Origin of the sequence: Chitinophaga eiseniae (assembly GCF_900167135.1) — a bacterium.
Taxonomy (GTDB): Bacteria; Bacteroidota; Bacteroidia; order Chitinophagales; family Chitinophagaceae; genus Chitinophaga; species Chitinophaga eiseniae.
Genome location: NZ_FUWZ01000003.1, coordinates 294,905 through 318,600 on the forward strand (window position 1 = coordinate 294,905; position 23,696 = coordinate 318,600).

General features: G+C 48.0%; 17 protein-coding genes and 1 tRNA gene. 8 read left to right on the forward strand and 10 right to left on the reverse strand.

Translation table 11 applies throughout. From position 1 onward, the window contains the following. Positions 1-36 precede the first annotated feature (36 nt). Positions 37-603, reverse strand: a complete 567-nt coding sequence (locus B5D63_RS20190) for an HdeD family acid-resistance protein (RefSeq protein ID WP_078670655.1) — start codon at positions 601-603, stop codon at positions 37-39. A 234-nt stretch (positions 604-837) separates the two neighbouring features. Between B5D63_RS20190 and B5D63_RS20195 the strand changes: the two genes are divergently transcribed. After that, on the forward strand, positions 838-1,707 hold the full coding sequence (locus B5D63_RS20195) for an acyl-CoA desaturase (protein ID WP_235021593.1): 870 nt from the start codon (positions 838-840) through the stop codon (positions 1,705-1,707). A gap of 194 nt (positions 1,708-1,901) precedes the next feature. Then, positions 1,902-2,903 (forward strand): L-glyceraldehyde 3-phosphate reductase, encoded by a 1,002-nt coding sequence (gene mgrA / locus B5D63_RS20200; protein WP_078670657.1) that lies wholly within the window; start codon positions 1,902-1,904, stop codon positions 2,901-2,903. A gap of 21 nt (positions 2,904-2,924) precedes the next feature. Here the strand turns inward: mgrA and B5D63_RS20205 are convergent, their stop codons facing one another. Further along, positions 2,925-3,995: an NADH:flavin oxidoreductase/NADH oxidase gene (locus B5D63_RS20205; RefSeq protein ID WP_078670658.1), complete on the reverse strand. Its 1,071-nt coding sequence runs from the start codon at positions 3,993-3,995 to the stop codon at positions 2,925-2,927. A 137-nt stretch (positions 3,996-4,132) separates the two neighbouring features. On the opposite strand from B5D63_RS20205, the gene B5D63_RS20210 reads away from it, so the two are divergent. Together B5D63_RS20210 and B5D63_RS20215 are read left to right on the forward strand one after the other, a co-directional pair. Beyond that, on the forward strand, positions 4,133-5,380 hold the full coding sequence (locus B5D63_RS20210) for a hypothetical protein (RefSeq protein ID WP_078670659.1): 1,248 nt from the start codon (positions 4,133-4,135) through the stop codon (positions 5,378-5,380). A gap of 15 nt (positions 5,381-5,395) precedes the next feature. Continuing rightward, positions 5,396-6,112, forward strand: a complete 717-nt coding sequence (locus tag B5D63_RS20215; protein ID WP_078670660.1) for a phytanoyl-CoA dioxygenase family protein — start codon at positions 5,396-5,398, stop codon at positions 6,110-6,112. 175 nt (positions 6,113-6,287) lie between these two features. Here the strand turns inward: B5D63_RS20215 and B5D63_RS20220 are convergent, their stop codons facing one another. The 4 genes from B5D63_RS20220 to B5D63_RS20235 form a co-directional block, all read right to left on the reverse strand. Beyond that, on the reverse strand, positions 6,288-8,093 hold the full coding sequence (locus B5D63_RS20220; protein ID WP_078670661.1) for a RagB/SusD family nutrient uptake outer membrane protein: 1,806 nt from the start codon (positions 8,091-8,093) through the stop codon (positions 6,288-6,290). Between the two features lie 28 nt (positions 8,094-8,121). Beyond that, on the reverse strand, positions 8,122-11,664 hold the full coding sequence (locus B5D63_RS20225; RefSeq protein ID WP_078670662.1) for a SusC/RagA family TonB-linked outer membrane protein: 3,543 nt from the start codon (positions 11,662-11,664) through the stop codon (positions 8,122-8,124). 76 nt (positions 11,665-11,740) lie between these two features. Then, on the reverse strand, positions 11,741-12,757 hold the full coding sequence (locus B5D63_RS20230) for a FecR family protein (protein ID WP_078670663.1): 1,017 nt from the start codon (positions 12,755-12,757) through the stop codon (positions 11,741-11,743). Between the two features lie 66 nt (positions 12,758-12,823). Then, positions 12,824-13,435 carry an RNA polymerase sigma factor gene (locus tag B5D63_RS20235; protein ID WP_159456088.1) on the reverse strand — a complete coding sequence of 204 codons (612 nt, stop codon included), beginning with the start codon at positions 13,433-13,435 and terminating at the stop codon, positions 12,824-12,826. Between the two features lie 100 nt (positions 13,436-13,535). On the opposite strand from B5D63_RS20235, the gene B5D63_RS20240 reads away from it, so the two are divergent. From B5D63_RS20240 to B5D63_RS20255, 4 genes are all read left to right on the forward strand, one after another. Next, positions 13,536-13,703: a phosphatidate cytidylyltransferase gene (locus B5D63_RS20240; RefSeq protein ID WP_078670665.1), complete on the forward strand. Its 168-nt coding sequence runs from the start codon at positions 13,536-13,538 to the stop codon at positions 13,701-13,703. A 180-nt stretch (positions 13,704-13,883) separates the two neighbouring features. Further along, positions 13,884-13,957 (forward strand) — tRNA-Pro (locus tag B5D63_RS20245). A 512-nt stretch (positions 13,958-14,469) separates the two neighbouring features. Next, complete coding sequence (locus B5D63_RS20250; protein ID WP_078670666.1) at positions 14,470-15,465, forward strand: AAA family ATPase; 996 nt, start codon at positions 14,470-14,472, stop codon at positions 15,463-15,465. A 173-nt stretch (positions 15,466-15,638) separates the two neighbouring features. Further along, positions 15,639-18,014: a S8 family peptidase gene (locus B5D63_RS20255; RefSeq protein WP_235021617.1), complete on the forward strand. Its 2,376-nt coding sequence runs from the start codon at positions 15,639-15,641 to the stop codon at positions 18,012-18,014. A gap of 338 nt (positions 18,015-18,352) precedes the next feature. On the opposite strand, the gene B5D63_RS20260 is transcribed toward B5D63_RS20255, so the two are convergent. Genes B5D63_RS20260 through B5D63_RS20275 form a run of 4 tightly spaced genes read right to left on the reverse strand, consistent with a single transcriptional unit; the run spans position 18,353 to position 23,693 of the window. Continuing rightward, positions 18,353-19,765, reverse strand: a complete 1,413-nt coding sequence (locus B5D63_RS20260) for a TlpA family protein disulfide reductase (RefSeq protein WP_078670668.1) — start codon at positions 19,763-19,765, stop codon at positions 18,353-18,355. Continuing rightward, complete coding sequence (locus tag B5D63_RS20265) at positions 19,762-21,198, reverse strand: S1 family peptidase (protein WP_078670669.1); 1,437 nt, start codon at positions 21,196-21,198, stop codon at positions 19,762-19,764. The genes B5D63_RS20260 and B5D63_RS20265 overlap by 4 nt, the downstream gene beginning before the upstream one ends. 7 nt (positions 21,199-21,205) lie before the next feature. After that, on the reverse strand, positions 21,206-22,417 hold the full coding sequence (locus tag B5D63_RS20270) for a TlpA family protein disulfide reductase (protein ID WP_159456090.1): 1,212 nt from the start codon (positions 22,415-22,417) through the stop codon (positions 21,206-21,208). Positions 22,418-22,427: 10 nt separating this feature from the next. After that, positions 22,428-23,693 (reverse strand): TlpA disulfide reductase family protein, encoded by a 1,266-nt coding sequence (locus tag B5D63_RS20275; RefSeq protein ID WP_078670671.1) that lies wholly within the window; start codon positions 23,691-23,693, stop codon positions 22,428-22,430. Positions 23,694-23,696: the final 3 nt, after the last annotated feature.

The following is a 23,696-nucleotide window of genomic DNA, read 5'->3' on the forward strand; positions in this document are numbered from 1 at the left end:
TGCATGATCCGGATCTTGTTCTTTCCGTTACAGTCGTTATTGAAATAACTTCTTCACATGCTTCAGCCGGAAGGCAAAAATAATGCTTAATACACCGGTGATCCAGAAGGCGGCGGCCATGACTCCCAGAATGGTAGCTACGCCCAGCGCAGGGTTGTCGAGGATCACGATGGCAATCATAATCAGGATGATACCTCCCACCAACACCCAGCCCCAGTTGGGGATTTTGTCTGTGCGGAGTGCAATGGCGAACACAATCAGGCTGATACCTTTGAAGAGGAACCAGAAGCCCAGGAAAATGGGGATGACCGCCATGCTGATAGCGGGGTACAACATGAGGATAAAGCCTACTACCAGGTCGATGATACCGGATGCCAGCGACCATCCCCAGCCGTGCATGGACCTTCGGTTGCCGGTAGCGAAGATGATCTCAAAAATACCTGTCACGAACAGGGTTACACTGAAAAAAATGCTGAGCAACACATAGCTGCTGAAAGGATTACTGAAAACAATGAAGCCCGCAATGATGAAGATGATGCCGTTGAGCAGATAAAGCCACCAATACTTTACATTGTTGCGGATAGCTGACAGGACCTGTGACATATATTAGTTTTATTTAAATTGTGTAAAATATTTATAACACAATGAGTATGCATAAGTTACTTAACAGCTGTCTACCTAAAAAGTTCAGGCTTATGATGGAAGGATTCGCCGGTGAAATGCCCTAACTTTGTCAAAATGATTTAAATCATAAATTTAATAGACCACGGAAACTATATTTGCAGAATGAATAAGGCGATCAAGCAAGACAGAAAATCACCAAACTGGTGGCATCAAGTGGACTTTCTGGGAATTCACGCGATTCCCCTGCTGGCTTTTTTTACCGGCACCACTGCTTTTGACTGGATATTGTGCGGCGTATTGTACGTAGTGCGCATGTTTTTTGTGACGGCCGGTTATCACCGGTATTTTTCTCATCGCGCTTTCAAAACGTCGCGATTTTTTCAATTTATCCTTGCAGGTGGCGCGCAGAGCAGCTTACAGAAAGGTGCGCTCTGGTGGTCTGCCAATCACCGTATTCACCACAAACACAGTGATACACCCGAAGATCCGCACTCTGCCAACATCTACGGCATCTGGTACGCCCATATCGGCTGGATCATGGGACCTGAATACAAACCTACCCGTTTTGACCTGATCAAGGACCACAAAGCGAAAGAGTTGTTCTGGCTCAACAAATGGCATATGGTGCCTGCCGTTATACTGGCTGTCGCAGTATACTTCGTAGGCAACAAAGTAAACGGTACCGGATGGTTCGATTGGACAGCGGGTCTTTCTACCCTGCTGATCGGTTTCTTCCTGAGCACCGTTATTTTATACCATGGTACTTTCACTATTAACTCCCTGATGCACAAAATCGGTAAACAACGATATTATACCGGCGACCAGTCCCGCAACAGCCTTGTTCTGGCGCTGATCACCCTGGGCGAAGGATGGCATAACAACCACCACTACTACCAGAGCGCCGCCCGTCAGGGTTTCTACTGGTGGGAAATCGACATCAGCTACTATGTCATCAAAACACTGGGCTGGTTGGGCATTGTGTGGGACATCCGTCCTGTACCTTCCAAAGTACAGAACAGCAACAAGCTGAAAGATATCCAGGCAGGACGTGTAGCCGTGCCCGAAGCACAATTACAGGATTAATTACGAATTACGAATTACGAATTACGAATTACGAATTACGAATTTCTTAAGCGAAGACCTGAGCGAATCATCGGCTCAGGTCTTCGCTTTTATAGTCCGGAAATTAATCTCCCCATATTAATTCGTAATTCGTAATTCGTAATTCGTAATTCGTAATTGATTTATTATCTTGTTTGCCGGAAAAAACACCGTCCATGCAATATACACCCGCTACTGACAGATATGATACCATGACGTACAACCGTTGCGGTAAAAGCGGCCTGCAGCTGCCGGCCATATCACTTGGCCTGTGGCACAACTTCGGCTCTATTGACAACTATGAAAATGGCCGCAGCATTATCCGCCAGGCTTTCGACAAAGGCATCACCCATTTTGACCTCGCCAACAACTACGGCCCGGCGCCAGGCAGTGCGGAAGAGAATTTCGGGCGTATCCTCCGGCAGGATTTCACCGGGCATCTGCGCGACGAGCTTGTGATCTCCACCAAAGCCGGCTACCTGATGTGGCCCGGCCCTTATGGTGATAAAGGTTCCCGTAAATATCTCGTCTCCAGCCTGGACCAGAGCCTGCGCCGTATGGGACTGGAATATGTAGACATTTTCTACTCCCACCGCCCAGACCCGGAAACACCCATAGAAGAGACCATGGGCGCACTGCACAGCATCGTGCAACAAGGAAAAGCGCTCTATGTAGGCCTCTCCAACTATACCGCTGAACAAACACAGGAGGCCGCGGCCGTACTGAAATCACTGGGTACGCCCTGCCTGATCCATCAACCTAAATACAGTATGTTTGAAAGATGGGTGGAAAACGGTCTGCTCGATGTGCTGGAAGCTAACGGTATCGGCTGTATCCCTTTCTCCCCGCTGGCACAGGGGCTGCTTACCGACCGCTATCTGAATGGTATTCCCGCGGGATCACGCGCCAGCAAACCCAGTGGCTTCCTGCAGGAAAACGAAGTGTCTGAGGAGAAAATTACCAGGATCAGGCAGCTCAACAGCCTTGCGCAGGAGCGCGGCCAATCCCTCGCCCAGATGGCGCTGGCCTGGATACTGAAAGACAAGCGTATTACCACGGTACTGATCGGCGCGAGCTCTGTAGCCCAGCTGGACAACAACCTGGATACGCTGAAGAACGCGTCTTTTACCACAACAGAACTGGAAAAAATTGAAAATATCCTGCACGGCCGGGGCTAATGCCCCCGGCCGCTGGCCCTATCAGCGGGGCTTTGCTCTTTCGTACTGTACCGGCCATTGCACGCTGGTATCGCCCAACTGATGAGCCGCCCGCAAAGGGAAATAAGGATCACGCAGCAGTTCACGCGCCAGCAGCACTATATCTGCCTGTCCCTGCTCAATGATAGATTCCGCTTCCTGCGCCGTGGTGATCAGCCCCACCGCACCGGTCGCTATTCCAGCTTCTTTTTTGATTTTCGCGGCAAAAGGTGTTTGATATAACGGACCGATATTGATTTTCTGATGCGGCACCAGTCCGCCGGAAGAACAATCGATCAGGTCTACGTCCTCCGTTTTCAATAATGCCGCCAACTGTGCCGACTGTTCCGGGTCCCAGCCACCGGGCGCCCAGTCTGTTGCTGAGATGCGCACCAACAGCGGCAGTTCGGCAGGCCATACCGCCCGCACCGATTCCACGGTCTGCAACAGCAGCCGTATCCTGTTTTCAAAGCTCCCGCCATATTCATCAGTCCGGTGGTTACTCAGCGGCGACAGAAAACTATGCAGCAGATAACCATGCGCCGCATGTATTTCCACCACTTTAAAGCCGGCCAGCAACGCTCTGGCGGCCGCTTTCCTGAAATCGTTCAACACTTCCAGTATCCCTTCCTGGGTAAGGGCTACCGGTACCGGATATACTTCGTTGAACGGAACGGCGCTGGGACCATATACCTCCCATCCGCCATTTTCCGGCGCCACTTTGCCGCTTCCCTCCCACGGCCGCAATGTGCTGGCTTTCCTGCCGGCATGGGCCAGCTGGATGCCCGGCACGGCGCCCTGCGCCGATATAAATGCCGTGATGCGTTGCAACACAGGAATATGTTCGTCTTTCCAGATGCCGAGGTCCTGCGGGGAGATGCGCCCTTCAGGAGATACAGCCGCCGCTTCTGTCAGCACCAGACCGGCGCCACCTACCGCCCGGCTGCCCAGGTGTACCAGATGCCAGTCGTTAGCAAAACCATCCTCCGAAGAGTACTCACACATAGGGGATACCGCGATGCGGTTACGCAGCGTGACGGTCCTCAGCTGCAACGGAGTAAACAAATGCACCATGGGCTCTCGTTTTAACAATTTAAAAATAAGGTATTCTTTCCGAACAGCCATCTTATCAGGTGCTGTTAAAAATGTGCTAAAGACATTGCGGGCGCCATAAATATTTCTTATCATCGTAACGTCATCCAACTAACCTTATGCAGTTATCCCAATACGAGCCTACAACGTGGCCGCTCATCAACCGGATACTTTTCCGTGTTTTTTCCGTTTACCTGGTGTTTTATTATGGCGCGACCTTCGTTCCCCGGACCTGGTGGGACAAAGCCGTTACCTGGGCAGGCAAACTGCTGATCGGGAAAGATTATCACATCGAAGCATGGCCGGCAGGGAGCGGTGATACTACGTTTAACTATCTCCAGTTGTTTTGTATCCTGCTCGCGGCATTGGCCGGTTGTCTTCTCTGGTCGGTCATCGACAGAAAGCGTAAAAACTATGACAAAATACAATACTGGGTGATGGTCGTGCTCTGTTACCAACTGGCGATCGTCATGTTCCGGTATGGTGTTGCCAAAGTATTCCCCGGACAGTTTGCAGCGCCCTCGCTTTACAAGCTGGACCAGCCCCTGGGTGAAAGTTCCCCGATGGGACTTGCCTGGACATTCATGGGTTACTCCCGCGGCTATACGATATTTTCGGGAATAGCTGAATGCCTGGGCGGCCTGCTGTTACTGTTCCGTCGCACCCGCCTGCTGGGCGCCCTGGTATGCATAGCGGTGATGACGAACGTCGTGGCAATGAACTTCTTCTATGATATCTGCGTGAAACTCTTTTCAAGTCATCTGCTGTTGACCGCCCTGTTCCTGCTCACGCCTGACATCAAAAGACTGGCACGCTTCTTTTTAACGCAACAGCCGGTAGCGGCCACTACACGATATTACCCGGTGTTTGCCACCCGCTGGAAACGGTATGTGTTTAACACCGTCCGGTATCTCGCCGTGGCATGGGTGCTGTGGGGCGCCGTCGCCACGGGAATAAGCATCCGTCAGTCAGTCAAACAATTGACCACCGAAGGGGCCATTTACGGTACCTACGAGGTGACCAGCTTCAAATCGCTCTCCCTACCCGGAGAGACGACCATAAACAGACCGGCATGGCGAAAGCTGTATTTTGAGAAAGGCCGCCGCCTGTTGATCCGCGATGATTCCGGCGTAACGGGAGGCGCAGTACGGATAGATATAGGGCTGCGTACCATAGAAACGACCATCAATAAGAATGTGGACACTGTTAACATGCACTATACCCTCAACTTCGACAACACGATGATCATGAAAGGCACGATTGGCCACGACAGTGTACAAATTCATCTGCAGAAAAAAGACACTGATCATTATTTGCTGATGACCCGGGGGTTTCACTGGGTGAATGAAACATCGTTCAACAAATAACGCCTACATTTGAGCATGATACCGAATATTGAAACACATCGGCAGCAGCTTGCCACACAGGGATATACTGTTGTGGAAGACCTGTTTTCCGGCGGTGAAGTACAAACGATCCTCCGGCTGATATCGCAGGCAGATATGCGTCAGGCTGTGTTCCGCAAAACGGCCGACCTGTTTGCCATCCGGCAGTTTCTGCAATCGGTACCGGATGTGCGGCCCGCTGTTTTTACGCCTGCATTGATGTACCTGATTCATACGTTGTTCGGAGAAGATTACGTGCCGGTAAAATCCATCTATTTTGATAAACCCGGACAGTCCAACTGGTTTGTGGCGTGGCACCAGGACCTTACGATTTCCGTGAGAGAAAAGATACCGGTAGAAGGTTTCGGGCCATGGACCGTCAAACAAAACCAATATGCCGTGCAGCCTCCGCTGTCGCTGCTGGAGAATATTTATACCATCCGTCTTCATCTCGACGATACCGACGCGCTGAACGGAGCGCTGAAGGTGATCCCCGGCACGCATTTACAGGGGATTGTACGTCCGGACACCCTTTCCCTGCAGGAAACGCCCGAAGTCAGCTGCAGCGTTAAAAGCGGCGGTGTCATGATCATGCGGCCATTGCTGATGCATGCATCGTCCCGCAGCGCCAGCGGCTCCAACCGTCGCGTAGTGCATATCGAGTTCTCCGATCGGAGCCTGCCCGGCGGGCTAAGCTGGTCGGAGAATATTTAGGGATTTTGGGATTTACGGATTTTGGGATTTTGGGATTTTGGGATTTTGGGAATCATTGAAGAAAAGATAAAATAAACAAAGGTCGAAGCAAGATGTATCGCTTCGACCTTTGTTTATTTTATTCGCTCTTATTATTCCAGCAATCCCAAAATCCGTAAATCAAAAAATCCGCAAATCAATATCCCGGATTCTGTTTCAGTTGTGATGTTCCGTTTTTCACGCTCAGATCTATCTGGCGCTGCGGAATCGGGTAGTATTTGTTCCTGGCGGAGAAATTGCCGGTAGCAATATCTGAAGTAACCGTTTTTTCATAGTTGAAATAGCGGTTAATTTCAGTCTGTGCCAGCCCCCATCTTACCAGATCGAAGAAACGGTGACCTTCCATGGCCAGCTCCAGTTTGCGTTCAAACCGGATGGCTTTCAGGGCATAGTCTTTTCCGCCGCCCGCGAAAGCTCCCGCAGGATAGGGGCTTACGTGGTAATTAGCGGCAGGCTCTTCGGTATTACCGCCCATCGGATCTTCAGGATCGATATATTGTTTCACCCAGCCTACCGGGTTGGCGGCCCGTTCCCGGACCATATTCACGTAAGCTTCCGCTTTCTCCAGACTACCGGCATTGGCCTGGCATTCCGCCGCCATCAGCAATACGTCAGCATAACGTATCAGTACGTAGTTGATCGCGTTGCCCGGCGCCCATGAGTTGCCATCGTAGAACTTGTCCTGGTTCACCTGCATGTACACGTTTTTGAGCGCGGCGTACGGGCCGGCGGACTGCTGATTGCGCACCCATGCCATACCCGGATGCAGCCCCCAGTCGAGGAAAGGAATGCCTCTGCGGCCCACGGTCCAGTCCAGGCGGGGGTCCAGGTAACCATTGTCCGGTGTGAAAGCAACGGTATCGGACACGCCCATATCATTTTTAACCGGATGCTGGTTAAAATCATCGAGGTAAGGCAGTCCTTTGTCGTTGGTCCGGAAGGAATTTACGAGGTCCTGCGAAGGCTGATAAAAACCGCAGCAGCTGAAGGGGCCGTTGTAGGGATAGTTCAGCATCTGGCCCTGATTGGCGTTGCCGGTGCCGCCGGAGCCATCGTTGGCGCTGTATTGAATGGAGAATACCGCCTCCTTGTTGTTTTCGGTGAACGCGTCAAAGTTGTCATGGAAATGGTCCATGAGGCCGAACTTCACGCCTTTGGTGGTGACGCCTGAATGGATCACGTCTTCCAGGAGCGGCATAGCCGCGGCGAACTTACTCTGGTAGAGCAGTGTTTTAGCAAGGTAAGCCACTGCAGCCCATTTGTTGGCACGACCTATTTCCTTTTGTGTTTCAGGCAGGTGATCAGCGGCATACTTAAAATCCGCCTCTATCATTGGCCATATATCTTGGTCATTGGGTAGTTTAAAATCATCCACGATCAGTTTCTGGTAGCTGGTGGAGTTTTCATCTACCCAGGGCACTTTGTCGAACAGTTTCTTCAGGTCGGAGTAGTAGTGTCCGCGCAGGAAGCGTGCTTCTCCGGCGATCACCTGTTTTTCCGCGTCTGTCATGTCTTTCACGTTGGCCAGTACATGCAGCGTGAAGTTACAGCGGCGGATACCTTCGTAGTTTACCCGCCATTTATCATTGAAGAAGCCGTTGCTGGAGTTGGCGGCGAAAGTGACGATCTGAAGAATGGAGGCTGCGTCGCTAGGGTCGCTGCCTTTGTGGGCATCGCCGCCGGCTACGCTGCCATAGATCCAGTTGTCCGGCGATACCGCGTAACCGCTGCCGCCGGAGAGGTTGATCATATCGTCGTTGTAATCTTGCCCGTCGAGCGCGGCGTAAGCGCCTATGAGCAGTGTATTGACGCCTTTTTTATTGGTAAGGGCTTCCTCCTGTAAGGTCGATTGTGGCTGGCGTTCCAGGAAACTCTTGCTGCAACCTGCGAGTAGCAGTGCGGTGAAAGAAGCGCCCAGTACTATATGATACAATGTTTTCATGGTCCTGTTTTTTTAGAATGAGCAACGATTAAAAGGCCAGGTTCACCCCGATGAGGAATTGGCGCTGGTTGGGATAAGCGCCTTCGTCCACGCCGAAGTCAGTGATGTTGGAACCGCCGATTTCGGGATCTATACCGGAGTATTTGGTGATGGTGAACAGGTTGGCCGCCTGTACGTATACCCGGAACTTCTGTACGTGTAGCCGTGACAGTGAGCCGGCGGGCAACGTATAACCAAGTGTTACATTTTTAGCACGCAGGTAGGCGCCATTTTCCACCATGTAAGAGTTGGGAACGCCTTGTGTGCTGACGGAGCCGTCCACTTCCTGGATAGGCGCTTTCGCGTTCTGGTGGTCGGGACGCCAGGAGTCATACAGGGCTGTTTTGCTTTTGGCGCTTTCAAAAGACGAGTAGAAATCGCGCCACCAGCGTACGTTATTCCAGATGTAGTTGCCGTGGGTACCGAAGAGGAAGATATTGAAGTCGAAGTTCCGGTAGTTTACGCCGATGTTAATACCGTAGGTGAAGTCGGGGTTGGGATTACCGAGGAAGGTACGGTCATCTGGAGTGATGCGGCCATCGCCGTTGACATCTTTATAGCGGAAGCGTCCCATGCCGGCGCCTTCCTGGTAGAAAGCTTCCGGATCGTTGGTGGCTTTTTTCACTTTATCGTCGGCGTCGGTCACTTCTTTTGCGCTGTTCCAGAAGCCATCGATCTGGTAGCCGAAGAAGGAGGAAACCGGTTGCCCAACTGCATTGCGGATGATGTTGCTGCCATCGAAGCGGCGGCTGTCGCCATCGAAGTAGTCCACCCCATCGGCGATCTTCATGATTTCGTTTTTGTAGGTGGTGAGCGTACCGGTGACATTCAGCTTCAGTTTTTTGCTGAACTGTTTATGCCAGCCGACAGAGAAATCGAAGCCGTGGTTTTTCATCTGGGCGATGTTGACAAAGGGTTGTGCGGCGGTACCGGCGAGGCCGGGCAGTTCGGGATCGTACAGCAGGTCTTTGATATCCTTGCGGTAGTAATCGAACGAGAAGTCCAGTTCACCTTTGAAGAGGGACGCGTCCAGGCCGATGTTGGCGTTGACATCGCTTTCCCATTTGGCGTCGGGGTTACCGATCTGCATACCTGAGAAACCGGCGGTGAGGCCGTTGTTGGTACCGGCGAGATCATAGTAGGTGGCGCTGCGTTTGCCCCCGTAGAGGAAGTAGCCGTTATTGACGCTGAGATTGAGCTGGTTGCCCATGATACCCCAGCCACCGCGGATTTTGAGGTCGGTGATCCAGGTGAGTGATTTCATAAAGGCTTCTTCTGAGAGGCGCCAGCCTGCGGTTATTGCCGGGAACCAGCCGAAGCGGTTGTTGATGAATTTGGAGGAACCGTCGCGACGGATGGTGGCGCTGACGAGGTATCTATCGCGGAAGGAGTAGTCTACCCTGCCGAGGAGAGAGTAGAGTCCTTCCTGTGCGCGGCTGCTGTAGTTGGTTTGGGTGCCGGTACCGGTGCTGAGGTCCGGGAAGTTGGGATCGAAGGTAAAGTAGTCTTTGGTGGTACCGCCAACGGAGCGGCTGCGGCTGTCGAACGCTTCCGTGCCGGCCAGTATTTTCAGGTCGTGCGCGTTGTTGAAGCGCTGATGATAGGTCAGCGTGTTGGTCCAGGTCCAGCTGTGGCCGTTGTTGGACCCTTCCGAGTAGGAGTTGGAGGTGTTGTTCTCTTTGTTCTCATACTGCGGATAGGTAAAGGAGTGGGACCACCCGGAATAGATCTCACCACCGAAGCTGGTGCGGAAGGTGAGGTATTTCAGGAAGTCCACTTCTCCGTAGATGTTACCAAACAAACGGGTGTTAAGGCCTTTGTTGTTTCTGGTGCGAGCCTGCATCGCTACCGGGTTCTGGGCGTCTCCGAGGGCATCGCCCCAGGAGCCAGCAAAATTGCCCTTGATGTCGTACACCGGTATGATGCTTTGTTCGCGCATGGCGTGGCCGATGGCCGCGTCGGAGCTGTTAATTTCCACAGCAGGGTTTTCCGTCATCGAAAAAGCGAGATTTTCCCCCACTCTGATGTGATCTGTGATGTTGTACTGGGTATTGGAGCGGATCGTATATCTTTTCAGATAAGTGTTGAGCAGCGTACCCTGTTGATTAAAGTAATTGAGGGAAAAGAGGTAATTGCCGCGATCCCCGCCACCGCTTACCGCTACGTTGTGGCTGGTGATGGGGGCCGGGCGGAAGACTTCGTGATACCAGTCAGTCCCGGCCTTGTTGGCACGTACAATACGGTGAAAGTTGTTATAATCGTTTTGATCAGTAAAGTTGGGATTCACATAATATTTGGAAGGGTCGGTGTCGGGATCTCCTTCCATGCCACCGTCCGGGGAGATATAGTCGGGGATGACCGGTGCGTTGCCATTTCCATATTGAGGGGTATGTGGATTAAGGCCGGAGTTGGTGTAGGCCATCCAGCGGAGCTGGGCCTGTTCTGTGGGATTGAGGGTGTTCCAGACGTTGCCTTTTTTAGGCTGCTGGCGGCCGTAGTAACCGTCGTAGTGGACGGATATTTTACCGGAGCCTCTGCGGGTGGTGATAACGATCACGCCGTTGGAAGCGCGGGCTCCGTAGATGGAGGCAGCGCCGGCGTCTTTCAGCACCTGCAGGCTGGCTACGTCATTCGGATTGAGGTCGGCGATGTCCGTTGTCGGTACGCCGTCTACCACGTACAGCGGGGAGTTGGAACCGAAGGTGTTGATACCGCGGATCCTGATCTGGGGTGCTTCCCCTGGTTGCCCGGAGCCGATAACGGTTACGCCGGAGGCTTGTCCCTGCAGTTGTTCCGTTACCTGTGCGGTGGGCTGGCGGTTCAGTTGTTCGATGTTGACCACTGCTACCGCGCCGGTGAGGTCCTTTTTCTTCTGGGTGGTGTAACCGGTGACCACGATTTCGTTGAGTGCGCTGGCTCCTTCTTTAAGGACGAAGTTCACCATCTGCCTATCGCCAACGGCTACACGCTGTGGCTCGAAGCCGATGAAAGTCACTTCCAGCTGATCGTCGCTTCTGCCGGGAACGGAGATAGCATAGACGCCGTCTGCGTTGGTGACGGTGCCGATGCTGGTACCGGGCACCTTAACGGTTACGCCGGCGATGGGATTTCCTTTTTCATCTTTCACCGTACCTTTTACCGGGCGTTGTTGCACCGGGGCGGAAGAGGCGGCAGGTGATGCGGCCGCCGGTTTTTCGGTGATCATGTAGAAGTGTTCCCTTAATTTTTCGAAATGCAGGTTAAATGGCGCCAATGCTTTGTGCAGCGCTTCTTCCGGTGTCTGGCAGCTGGTCACGGACAGTTGTACCCGTTTACTTTTCACCAGGTTGCTTTTGTAAGCGATGGATACATTAAAGCGTTCTTCTATCAGGTGCAGCACATCTTTCAGGGACGATTCATCGGGTTGGTCCATCCCGGAATGCGGGGGGACCGTCCGGCTGCCGCCTGCGGCCAGAGCCGTGGCCGCAACCGATTGAAACAGGAAATACAGGGCTAAAGAGGGCAGTAGCGCCACACGTAAACCTCTCTTCATGTGAACGGGTTTTGACGATTAATATAATTATGAGACTTTGGTTGCAGTAAAAGGTGGCCTGCCTTTCACGCGGGTATTATTTCTTTTGAATCCAGACTTCGTCGCCTTTTTGGTTGAATTTCATTCGGAAAACCTTTTCCAGCTGTACCAGCATGGTATCAGCATTATAGATGATGGGCATAGAGCCCGACACTTTGTATTTCAGCAGCTGGGTATCCGGTACGATGATGGTTTTACCGAACACCTGTTGCATAAAGGTAGCGGCATCGGCAAGGGAATAGTCCTCCATAACGAGACGGCCGGTATGCCAGGATACGTATTGATCGGCATTGACGCTGCTTTTGGTGAAATCGCCGTCCTGTTTGTTGTACCGTACAATGTCTCCCGGTTGCAGTGCGAGGGAGGTATTGCGGCCTTCGATGTTAAGCTGTATTTTTCCCTGCTGCAGCACCACGACCACTTCTTTGCCGGTACTGTTGACATTAAACTGTGTGCCCAGCACTTCCACATGGACGTTGTCATAGGTATGCACAATAAACTTCTGATGGGATGCCGTGTGTTTAACATGAAAGAAAGCTTCTCCGTCGATCCATACCTCCCGTTGTTTGCCTGCGGAGGCATATAACAGGCGGGAATTGGCGTTGAGCGTTACTTCCGAGCTATCGGGCAGCAGGAATGTTTTCACTTCTCCCAGGCGGGTATGGGAGCTGAGGATGGTATTTTTCGGCTCCGCTTTCCACCAGTACCATCCGCCGGCGATCAGCATGCCCAGCAGCAGGGCGGCCGCGTATTTCCACAGTTGCCACCAGTTGGTGCGGGTAGGTTCCTGCGGGGTTGGCCCCTCCCCTTCCAGTCCGCCGCAGATAGCTTCCCACAGCCCATCCTTCTGCTCCGATGAGAGCTGAAACGACGTGAAACTGATGCCTTGCAGCAGTTGCCGGGCTTCACGGACATCGTTTTCCTTTTCGGGGTGCTGTTCCAGCCATCGTTCCCAGAACACATTCCGGGTGGCCGGTTGCAGTACCCATTGCTGGAAATCTTCGTCCAGGGCAAAGTCACGGGCGGTGTAGGATGAATAATCTTTACGGGCCAAGAGGCGGTCTTTTTACTAAAGAGCAGGTAACGGGTCTTTTCTCATCATTTTTTGGAAGATTTTTTTTCATCTTCCTAAAAACAGCAACAGCAGCGGGAAAGGAAGGTTCTTTTTGAGGATAGCGATCGCTTTGGAGATGGTGTTGTACACGGAATCTACCTGCATGGACATAATACCAGCCACTTCATTGTAGCTGAGGTTCTGATAGAAACGGAGATAGATGGCCTCCCGTTGCCGGCGGGTGAGGTTGCCAAGGGCGGCCTGAAGTAATTTTTTTTGCTCCGCTGCCGTCTCTTCCAGTATCAGTTTGTTCTCCTGCGGGGTGGTGAACTCAAATTCAAACCCCTCCCAGGAGTCGCGGTACTGCCAGCGGCGGTCCCGCTGCAGGGAACGGAGCAGGCGGCGGCGCAGGCTGCTGATAAGATAATAGCGGATATGCTGTACCTGCGGGCTCAGGTGTTCCCTGGTCAGCCAGAGGTCCTGGAACAGGTCCTGGATGTTGTCGTTCACCCTTTCATGATCACGGCAGAAATGCATGCCATAATGATAGAGGTGATCAACATGGGTTTCATATATTTCGGCGAAGGCGTGGCGATCTCCCTCCAGTAGTCGTCCCCAAAGTGAGGAATGGGAAGGCACCACTTTGAGGTCTGCGCGTACTGCTTTCCCTGTGTTCATAACTATTTTGGTTGAGTTAGATAAAGCTGTGCAATTATTCTGACAAATACAAATATTTTTTGGTACGGGATGTGTATCGCGTTCATTTAAAAATACATCCATGAAAAAGCGCTCTTATCTTCTGTTAGTAATGATCGTAATAATGATGACCAGCTGTGAAGTGGTTGGTGGTATCTTTAAAGCCGGCGTATGGACCGGTATCTTTATCGTGGCGCTGGTGGTGGGATTGATTATTTATTTCATCACCAGAGGTTCAAAGAGGGACTGATTATCAGCCTGGAATGAATAAATCTGTATTTAATATTCGTTATTCCTACATTGTTTTGTAAAGACAACCAAGTAGTTAAACTATCTTTTTTTGAAAAAAAGTAAGGCAATATTTTTTTAATTCAAATAATTACCTACTTTTGCATCCCCGTCAAACGGGAAACACACCGGAAAAAAGTTTCGGGACGTAGCGCAGCCCGGTAGCGCACTTGCATGGGGTGCAAGGGGTCGCTAGTTCGAATCTAGTCGTCCCGACTTAAAAATCAAAGACTTATGAATGTAAAAATTCGTAAGTCTTTTGTTTTTTCAGCCCAAAACTAAAACCAGACTAAAACTTCCTTCTCGAATTTTCGTTAATCTCCTACCAAAACATTTAGAAAAACCGATACAGCGCCTATCTATAGTTCGTCCATAGTAGGAATAAATTATTTCAGAATAATACACACCCCATTAAGATTGAGCACATCTCTCCTCTTACATCTTTGAAACAAAGTAGGAAAGATACTTTTGCAGTTTCTGAATTCATTCTATCAACTTAGCATCTTGAAGATAAACGTTAACTAATAACATTGCTTGACAAATTAGATAAAAAGAGCTATTGTCAACTGTTTTAAAGGTATTATTCTTTTCAATCCAATTCCGATCAAAATAGAGTGCTAGCAATAGATCGAAACAGCGCAAGTATATTTGGGCCGACATCGCTAATTATAATAAAAACTTTTATCTTCGCATCTTTTTTTGTATTTTTCTGATTAAAAGGCACTAGTATGAATCAAGATTTGTTAGTCAGACTTTTCCGTTCCATTGAGGGTGAGGCGACTGATGATATCGTTAGAGTTGCCGAGAAGATTATTGTAGACGAAGAATCTAAAGGGCATATAAAGTTGGCTGGTAAGTTAAAGAGCATTCTTAATCAAAATATCCAGTCTTATGGCTCTTTTAAAAAGGAACTTAATACCATTTTGCCAAGTAATGTCACCATTCCAACCGATAACCGGTTTAAGATTCCACTTGCAGAGGTAATTCAACGTGATTGTCTCCGTCACGAAATGGTGCTCTCTCAAGACATCGAACATAAGATACTTCGCATAGAAAAAGAATATGTTGCAAGAGAACGATTAGCAAAGTATGGCCTAAAACCGAAGCAGAAAATATTGCTTTATGGTGCTCCTGGTTGTGGTAAAAGCATGGCTGCCGAAAGAATAGCATGGAACGTAGGATTGCCATTTTTAAAAGTTCGGTTTGAGGCTGTTATTTCTTCTTATTTAGGAGAATCAGCATCAAATCTTAAAAAATTATTTCAATCCTTGGAGCACTATCCCTGTGTGTTGCTCCTGGACGAGTTTGATTTTATTGCAAAGGCACGTGGCGAGGGAAACGATGTTGGGGAAATGCACCGCTTAGTTAATATGTTGCTAGGACTATTAGAAGATTATCAGTCTGAAGGTATTTTGATAGCGACTACTAATTTGAATGGAATTATCGACAATGCTCTGTTCAGAAGGTTCGACGAGATCATCGAAATGCCTAAACCTGAGCCAGTAGAGGTGCAACGTCTCCTTAAAAGTTCACTGGCAGCCTTTACCTTATCAAAGGATGTAAAGCTAAATAGTACTTCAGAAAAGATGACTGGCTTTTCGGCTGCAGCCATCGTAAAGATTGCCCGAGATGCGGCGAAAAGCTGCGTCATCGAAGGTAAACAGATCATTGAACAGCGCCATCTAGATAGTGCGCTTAAAGAAAACGCATTTTTCAATAAATGATGTGATTCCATTTAATGCCTACCTTACCACACCTACCACTACCCCAAAGAGCAGAAAGAAGAAACTATCAAGGATCAGCTTTCCCTCGGACCAGATCTACTCGTACGCAGGGTAATCTTGACAATAGACGAGGTCACAGCCAAAACCTCCGGCGCAATATTGCCAACTTGCGAGTGGCATGGGCAACATCTTTACAAGATATAGCCGGATTACCGATCGAAGCAGATATCGATCAGCGTATCATTCCTATCTTGCTTAAGATCGATTCCGCGGGTCTTCTGGTGGACCAACTCAGAGGCTTTGGTATTGAAGTTATTTCGGAAGAAGATGAAGGATGGATCATTGGAGCCAGTGTAGATGCGTTTAATAAATTGTTGGCTAAGATCAATCGTTTCGATTCCGCTACTAACCAAGGTACAGCTTATCTTTGGGAAATTGATAGTGGGATTGGCTGGAAGCGAGAATATGTTCTGTCTGCCGATCTACAACAGAAACTCGACAATCTCTCAGATGATGAAGTGTTAGATCTGGACATCAGCATTGCTTGTAATATTCATGTACCTGATAAGCCGATTCGTAATGAGGGTGAAACACAGCAACGCTATGACCAGCGAATGGAGCGCTGGATGGAAAAGGTAAATAAAAGAGATGAAGTACAGGACGCACGCATGGAACAGTTTTCCCGAATTGTATCTCATTATGGCAGCATCATTCAAACCTTTGACTACAGTGATAGTTTCGGTATTCGTGCAAAGATATTAGTGAAAGGATTGAAGGATATCCTCTATAATTATCCCTATGTTTTTGAAATTCAAGAACATGATTATTTGGAAGGCATTTTCAATGCTGTCAATGAAGATGGAGTAGCACAAGTCCAGATTAATGCACCTCCCAATGACGCACCCAAAGTTTGCATAATAGATAGTGGAATTATGGAAGGACACAGGCTCTTGAACCCTGCTATCGATCACTTGGCCTCAAAAAACTATGTACCTGGAGAAGATACAGTAGCTGACCATGCTCCAGGTGGAGGGCACGGTACTCGAGTGGCTGGAGCTGCGCTTTACCCATATGACATTCCCGCTGACGGCAACATTAATTTACCATTCTGGATTCAAAATGCAAGGATACTTAATCGAAGAGCCAAGCTAAGCGATAATATATTCCTGCCTAATTTAATGCAGCAGATCGTCAATGATTTTTCTCCTACGAAGATTTACAACTTGTCCGTATCCAGTTCGGCCCCGTGTCAAACCAATCACATGTCTTTATGGGCTACGGCCATTGATAAATTGATGTGGGAACGAGACATACTATTTGTCGTCGCGGTCGGCAATTTATTTAAGTATGGAGTACCAGGTCGTCCTGGAATACATGATTTTATTGTAGGTGGTAATGCTTATCCTCGCTATTTGCTTACGGAGCGTTACTGTCGTGTTGCCAATCCAGCACAGAGCAGTTTTGCGTTATCAGTGGGATCTGTAACCATAGGTGAATACGAAGACGATGACCGAATTTCTTTTGGAAAGACTTTCGGTAATTATCCTGCACCCTCACCATTTTCTCGTACAGGGCCTGGTTTATGGGGCATGATTAAACCAGATGTTGTTGAGTTTGGTGGTGATTTAGTAAGAGAAAAGGGTCAAAGGGTAAATATCATAGAGCATCATACTACTTCGCCACAACTAGTGAAGTCTATAGAGACCAGCCAGGAGGCACTAGGCAAGGATAGTGTAGGCACATCTTATGCCGCACCAAAGGTAGCTCATATTGCAGCAGTACTACAGCATACTTTCAGAACTGAAAGCTGTCTTTTTCATCGGGGACTCATTGTGCAGTCAGCACGATTGCCAGATTATGCATTACATCAACCGGGAGAAGATCATCTACGCCACTTTGGCTATGGCGTACCCAGTATATTCCGGGCACTTGACAATAATACCAGACGCGTTACGCTATTTGCCACTGGTAGCATCAATGCAAAGCATACTGATATTTATACGCTTCGGATACCAAATCAGATCAGAAGGCCTGGTGCTGATTTTCAAGTGATGATAGAGGTTACTCTTTCCTACAAGGCCAGTCCGCGTCGTACACGCAAGCGAACGTCTTCCTATCTTTCTACGTGGTTAGACTGGAAAAGCTCCAAACTAGGTGAGTCTTTAGATGACTTTACACGACGCGTTATTAATGTTGCTGATGAACAAGAAGGTGAAATAGTGGAAGCTGGGGAGTGGGAGGAAGAGTATACCGAAATCCCTTGGAAGATACGCGAACGTGGCAATTGGGGACAGGTCCAGACTTTTAAGAGGCAGGATTCTACCTTACAGAAAGACTGGGCAATACTGGAAGCTAATGCCTTGCCATCAGAGTTTAATTTGGCAGTGTTAGGTCACCGCGGCTGGAGCATCGACCTCGAGCAGGAGGTACCTTACGCACTATTTGTCAGCCTGGAAATATTAAATCCTGAGATTGGTATTGATATCTATAACGCTATCAGGGTAGAAAATGAAATAGAAATTCCAGTTCAAGTCGCAGTTCAAGTATAGCTAATTTTTAATAAACTAAAACCAAACTAAAACTAACGGGATAATCAAGCCGAAATTACAAACACCCAAAAACTCATTAAAAATTCAAAATCAACATTTTACAAAACAAAAAATACTCTAAAACACTTCAAAATACCATAAAATTCCTTTCATGGGGTGCAAGGGGTCGCTAGTTCGAATCTAGTCGTCCCGACGAACAAAATCAAGCACTTACATATTACTGTAAGTGCTTTTTTATTTCCAGTACCCTCCCAGTACCCTCCAGCGCATTTTATGGTGCTTTTTCCGGAGTGGATGATCGATATCTTTTTCGCCGACTATAAGGAGTTTGGTCATAGCTATTTGCGGGCCATTTCAATCATCTGTACAACTTCCTCTGCCGCGGCCTCAGCCTTCCCTTCAAATCCCGATACTTTAAACCTGATCATTCCCTTACCATCAATGATAAATTTGGCCGGGATCCCATCAATTTTGAAAGCATCTGCAGCTGCACTCTGCTTGGTGTCTGGGTTTCTCGGGTCCAAATACAAATCGAATGTATAGTTACGACTGGCCAGAAATTTTTTGCCGTCATTTAACAAATCCGGTACGTTGTTCCAGGTATAAATGAAAAGAAATTTTACCTCCGGGTCATTAATATAGCGGTTGGCAGCCATCTGCATAGCAGGGAATGACGCTACACACGGACCACACCAGGTTGCCCAAAAATCCAACACAATGGTTTTGCCTTTAAAATCAGCCAGCGAAACTTTTTTCCCGTTCACATCAGTTACCGTAAAATCAGGTGCCGCTTCATGAACCATCATTGAAGAAATATTTGTCCTGATTTTTTTGATAAATGTATTTTTTAACCCCTGGACGTAGACCTCCGCATCCTTACCGGGATTCAACCTTGTATAACCTTTTTTTACCTGGTCGATGTATTTCTGCTCAAACTTTCCTGCCGCTACTGCTTTTGCCAATATGGGCAACGATTGTACGTAGTCGCCGTTCAGGCTGGACAGAAAAGCATAGTTTTCAATCAGCTCCTCGTCCTTTTCTTTAATGTTATGATAAGCTTCAGCAGTATAACGGAAGGCTTCTTCATTCTTTCCGGCTTTAAAGAGTAGCTTACCATAGAGGTTAATAAAATCATCATAAGCCGATTTGGGATCTATTTTCCGCGACCCATTTAAGGCTGTCATATCTTTCACTTTTTTGACGTTCTCCAATTCGCCGGAGGCAAAATCCAGAGCCTTTGCAGGATTTATGGCAGCCATTTCTTCAGTGGCCATCACTAAGGCCTTTAATCGAAATCCCGGATCATCAATGGAGTTTAGATATTGCAGTGTTTTCGCAGGATTCATCTCATTAGCGTACATATTGGCCACAAAGCTTTTCTCCAAATCCAAATTGACATTAGGGTAGTCTTTGATCATGTTTTGCAGATGAGTTTCTATGTCTTCCATTCCTTTGATCTTAAGAAAGGAAGTGATTCTCATCATTTGAGCGTTTTTACTTTGGGGATACTTTTGAAGCAGCATCCTGGTTACCGCATTTTTTTTAACTTCATTTTTATCATAATACTGGATCAATGTCCACAAATCCTGATCGGAACCATTTTCCAACGCTTTGATCCTTTGGTTAAGGACCGCCTTATTTTTTGTATGCTTTAGTGACGCTAGTTTAGAATTGGTATCATTTTTTCCGCTTCGTTGCGCTACTGCGCTCAAGCAGCTGAGCATCAGTACAGTAAAAAATATTTTTTTCATTTGCTATTTGTTTCTGTTTTTAAAAATTGTAAGTGTGTGGCTACAGGCATCAACAGCGTTGAAGTACGACTTCGCCTGGCGATATTTACACCATAGAAATTGCCTTCGCTATCAAATACCGGACTCCCGCATTCAGTTGCTTTAATGGCCGCATCATGAACCAGTACATTCCTGAAACCATCAGAACGGGCACTCCTTCCGCCTGGATATGCATAAGATGCATGGCTTACTGTCGGCTGAGCTTCAAGGCAGATGCTCAAAGGCACATCAAGATAGGTGGCGCTGAGCACCCCAACTTTAATTGAATCGTTAGCTATAGCCGAGATGAGTACCTTACCCAGGTCGCCTCGCTTTAAGACCGGATCTTTAGCGTCAGTTCCCAACCTGATCCCACCTTCCATCTTCCCGGATGTGCTTAACAGTACCAGGTCATTCTCCTTATCTCTTTTTAGAATCTGAGCGGCCACGGTGCTATTTCCTGTTTTAACCCTGGGGTTGTTTCCAACCATTGAACTCTTACTGACAATATAGGTAGCCCCGTTAAAACCAAGCAGGGTTGCCAGAATCGATAATTGTTGTGTTCCACGGCTACTCCTTAGCATCACCACGCTTTTTTGATTTTGAGCTGAAATTCCGGCGACCTCTTCTAATGAAGGAACGGTTTGCATCGGTGCGGAAGACACTGCAGCAGGCAACTCGTCGGCGGCTGGAAATTCTGTATAATCTTTGGCAACATTCAGTGCTGTCCAGTATTTAAGAAAATGACTAGCCGGAACATCATAATTTTGATCTTCTTTTTCCTTGATCCAGCTGTGTATGCCCACTACCCGTCCTTGCGCATCAAACAAAGGACCGCCGGAATCACCGGGTTCCATTTTTGCAGAAGATTCAATAAAACCGTCGCTCATGTCTATATCAGAGATTCGCCCGAAGCGGACATTTGGCGTTTGCTTAAAAAATGCACCTGGATAGGAGATGCTCACTACCGGCTGGTTTATTTTCAACTCCTGGCTGGGCGCCATCCTGGAGAACGGCCATTTTCCGGGCTTTAGGATTTTGACCATTGCCATGTCATAATCTTTTTCCCCGTCCTGTAATCCGATCCGGCCCAGGCCAATGGCGATATGTTTGCTCCCATCCGGAAATGACACCCTATAAATTTGGTTAGGCATTGCGGCATGTGATACGGTCAGAATGTGCCCTTCAGCAGAAACCACTACTCCTGTGAAGCCACTTGCCTCATCAATGTCCTTCTGAACCTGATTTTTTAACGTATCCCATTCGATGATGTAAACGCTGCTTGCCATTGCCTTGTCAACCACATTCGTTATGAGCTTTTCAATGTTTTTGGCTGCTGGATTATGTTGCGCGTTACAGCTTATGAAAACAAAACAAAACAGGCTGATTAAACTCAGTTGTAAACCCTTTAACATCGTCCGATCAAGATTTTGCTTTGGTTAGTTCCACCATAGCTTTCAACTTATAAAATTCCTTGTCATCTGAACCGGCATAACCAGTGCCTGTTTGATTGATGTTTCCTTTCGCATCAATGATAAATTTCTGAGGAGTACCCAATGCGCCCAGCGCTTTGAAAATTGTCTCATCCTGATCAAATAACACATCCAGTTTGTACCCTTTCTTTTCCATAAAGGGTTTGACAATCTCCGGGCTTTCCCCTTCATTGATTACAAACAACTGAAAGGGTTCGTCACCATACAAGTCAATTACACGCTCGAATGCCGGAAATGCCGCAACGCATGGTTTGCAAGCTGTACTCCAAAAATCAATCACCACAATTTTACCTTTGTAATCAGATAACTTAATGGACTTGCCGTTCATATCTGTTAAAGAGACATCCGGTACAGGTTTAGTATCAGCCATCCAGGCTTCTGCGACTTCCTTTGCAATTTTTTGATAGGCTTCTTCCTGTAGTGAACTAATAAATTTGTCCATTCCGGCTGTGCTGCCTTTTACCTTCTGGTAGGCCAGCTTCAAACTGGTAACTGTTTTTGGCGTAGAGACGGCAGTACGCACCGCGTTGGACAAGGTATCAAATGCCTTTTGATATTGGCCAGCCGCTATTAAGATCAAACTCAGACGGTTCAGGTAATTGGCATTGGAATTTCTGAAATAAGGAATTTTCCTGAACATGGCATTTTTATCCGACTTTTTGATATTTTCCATCGCAATAGCCAAGTTGCCGAGCTTTGCATTAGCCAAGGCATTCACTTCGAGCAAAACCCCTTTCCGGTCAAAGGTATCATCGTGACTTTTGAGCGTGATTTCGCCCAAAACCTGTTTTGAAATTTGTTGTACCCATTCAATATGCTGATCGTCGTCTACCCAGGATTCCAGCAGGTTAGAAAGTTCAAACAATTGAATCGCAGTAAATTTGGGGTTGGTATTCTTGTAAAAATGATATTTATCTATATTCCCTTTTCTCAGCCAGTCGATCGCCAACTGCGCACGAAATTCACCATATGGCGCCGGCTTTGCCGGGTCTGTAGGAGATTTTGAGCGGAGTTCATTATAGAACCGTTCCTGGTCCTCCACGTTTACAAGGGCATTAAATTTTTTAGCGATCTCCTTTTGTGACTGCTGCCCGTATACATACGTGGACATCAGTACCATCATTACAACTAATACTCTCATATCCTTTCGTTTAACCATGTGCTTTTATGATTTCGACCATGGCTTTCAGCTTATAGTATTCCCGGTCGGTAGAACCGGCATAACCGGTGGCGAAGAACCTGATATTCCCCATCGGATCGAATACGATTTTAGTTGGCGTTGCGCGAACATCGTACCCCTTATTCTCTTCGTCCCTTAAGACGTCAAGTCTGACGGGTTTCTGTGCAGCAAAAGCCTTAACGGCATGATCGTCCTCAAATAAGTTCACAACGAACAGCTGGAATTCATCTTTCTTGTAATCGGCAACCACTTTTTCAAATCCGGCGAAAGCTGCAACGCAGGGCGTACACAGCGTAGTCCAAAAATCCAGCGCAAGGATCTTCCCCTTTTGATCACCGAGGTTAACCATTTTTCCCTCGAGGTTATTCATAGTAACCCCGTGAACGGGTTTCGTAGCACGGAAGGTGGTCAATTTTTTCCTGGCATCGTTTGGATCAGGAATGGTTCCATCCAGCGTCTTTTGTGCAGACGTCACATAGGATTTCTCAACTTCTTTATAGTATTTTTGGTAAGCTTCGCGTTTCAGTGATTGGAGTTCCTCTTCAAATCCGTCCTCAGTTCCCTTTACTTTTTTAAATGCTTCTTTAAATGTATCCACCATATACGGGTTGCTCTCGGCCTCTCTAAAAGCTTTAACGAGGATATCGTATGCCTGTTGATGCTCTCCTGCAGCCAATTTTACGATCGCCAGGCGATTGAGGTAATTCGACTGTGAATCCTTAAAATACTTAATTAGCCGGTCAGCGCTTCCTTTATCAGCATCCGACCTGGCCATTTGTTTTCTGGCCACATCTACATGACCCAGCTTAGCATTGGCGGCCGCGTTTACCTCTAACAATACGCAAGTCCTTTCAATCCCGGCATCGTTTAATAGTTCCTGGGAAATTTGCGCTGCGTCCTCATACTGCCGTTTTTCATCAAACAGTTTCTCTACGGCATAAGATAGATAAAGCACCTGGCGGAAAGAAAATTTCGGCTTGGTCGCTTTATAAAATTTATAACGTTCTACATTCCCTTTCGCCAACCACATATAAGCCAGTTCCGCCCGAAGATCATTTAAGGCAGTAGGTGTCAGGTTTTCAGCGGGCTCTTTAAGAACCTCATTGTATTTTTTTTCCTGGTCCTCAACCCTCTCTATCAGCATGAACTCATTGATCCCGTATTTGTTTTTTTTTGCAGTCTGTTGTGCCCAGCCCGTGCTGGAAATCATCAAAAGCAAAAAGACTATTTTTTTCATCAG

Bases quoted from the DNA above. Each gene is read 5' to 3' on its own strand.
- B5D63_RS20275 (WP_078670671.1), bottom strand. From the start codon at position 23,693: ATGAAAAAAATAGTCTTTTTGCTTTTGATGATTTCCAGCACGGGCTGG.
- B5D63_RS20270 (WP_159456090.1), bottom strand. From the start codon at position 22,417: ATGAGAGTATTAGTTGTAATGATGGTACTGATGTCCACGTATGTATAC.
- B5D63_RS20260 (WP_078670668.1), bottom strand. From the start codon at position 19,765: ATGAAAAAAATATTTTTTACTGTACTGATGCTCAGCTGCTTGAGCGCA.
- B5D63_RS20235 (WP_159456088.1), bottom strand. From the start codon at position 13,435: ATGAACACAGGGAAAGCAGTACGCGCAGACCTCAAAGTGGTGCCTTCC.
- B5D63_RS20210 (WP_078670659.1), top strand. From the start codon at position 4,133: ATGCAGTTATCCCAATACGAGCCTACAACGTGGCCGCTCATCAACCGG.
- B5D63_RS20225 (WP_078670662.1), bottom strand. From the start codon at position 11,664: ATGAAGAGAGGTTTACGTGTGGCGCTACTGCCCTCTTTAGCCCTGTAT.
- B5D63_RS20250 (WP_078670666.1), top strand. From the start codon at position 14,470: ATGAATCAAGATTTGTTAGTCAGACTTTTCCGTTCCATTGAGGGTGAG.
- mgrA (WP_078670657.1), top strand. From the start codon at position 1,902: ATGCAATATACACCCGCTACTGACAGATATGATACCATGACGTACAAC.
- B5D63_RS20265 (WP_078670669.1), bottom strand. From the start codon at position 21,198: ATGTTAAAGGGTTTACAACTGAGTTTAATCAGCCTGTTTTGTTTTGTT.
- B5D63_RS20240 (WP_078670665.1), top strand. From the start codon at position 13,536: ATGAAAAAGCGCTCTTATCTTCTGTTAGTAATGATCGTAATAATGATG.
- B5D63_RS20220 (WP_078670661.1), bottom strand. From the start codon at position 8,093: ATGAAAACATTGTATCATATAGTACTGGGCGCTTCTTTCACCGCACTG.
- B5D63_RS20190 (WP_078670655.1), bottom strand. From the start codon at position 603: ATGTCACAGGTCCTGTCAGCTATCCGCAACAATGTAAAGTATTGGTGG.
- B5D63_RS20205 (WP_078670658.1), bottom strand. From the start codon at position 3,995: ATGGTGCATTTGTTTACTCCGTTGCAGCTGAGGACCGTCACGCTGCGT.
- B5D63_RS20215 (WP_078670660.1), top strand. From the start codon at position 5,396: ATGATACCGAATATTGAAACACATCGGCAGCAGCTTGCCACACAGGGA.